The 793-nt window shown below is 41.2% G+C and carries 1 protein-coding gene and 1 pseudogene; one reads left to right on the forward strand and one right to left on the reverse strand.

All coding sequences use genetic code 11. From position 1 onward, the window contains the following. A pseudogene (gene ati1 / locus R7E78_RS25900) lies at positions 1 to 234 on the reverse strand (Ati1 family type III secretion system chaperone); the annotation flags it as partial. Between the two features lie 246 nt (positions 235 to 480). On the opposite strand from ati1, the gene R7E78_RS25905 reads away from it, so the two are divergent. Then, positions 481 to 793: cytochrome b (locus R7E78_RS25905; protein WP_318058579.1), on the forward strand; the 313-nt coding region annotated here is incomplete at its 3' end.

Below are 793 nucleotides of genomic sequence, written 5' to 3' on the forward strand. Positions count from 1 at the left end.
TAGCGCGTGTTCACCGATTGCAATTGCGATGGCTTCTGGCAGAGGTGTTGGCAACTCAACAGGGCTGGTCAACGACATGTGCAAATTGATGGTGGTTTCGTTCTTAAATATGGTTAAGAAAAGCGCTTCATCATGGTCATTTGTATTCGATGACAGTTCGCATTGAAATAATCCGTTTGCATCGAAGTTCGCGTCGTTACCTAAAAAACTGATGCTTTCTTGGTAGATATCCATTGTTTTCCCCTCAATCTAAAAATTTATTATGGTTATTACTTATTTTGGGAAAGAGTATAAGAGTGAGGGTGTGGAAGGATATTGAGTATGGGCGTAAGTTTTTATTTTTATCGTATCAACACGGACCACAACTAGAGGGCGGCGACCTGTTTAGTTCGTCTGAGAGTGGTTTGTCTGAATAAAGTATTCATCTTTTATTCATGGCTCATGTGAAGAATAACCATGTCTTTTACATGGAGAAAGAAGATGGACGCGAAAACGAACAATGCAATCTCAAAATCAATGATGTTTTTCCATTGGGTTATCGGGCTTGGAATGATTGCGGTACTCATTTCTGGTCTAGTTATGGATGATGAATCAAACAACTTACTTTTTAATGCTCACATGTCATTCGGACTTTTAGTCTTAGCCGTGCGCGTGCCTAGGTTAGTTGGGAGACTCATTGGAGGTATGCCAAAACCTATGACGGAAAGAAGTAAATTTGAGTCTATCGCGGCGGCTGTGGTTATGTACTCTCTTTTGGCCTTAACTGTGGTGTTGCCTTTGTCTGGTATCGCGG

The organism is Vibrio sp. YT-19(2023) (assembly GCF_033337395.1).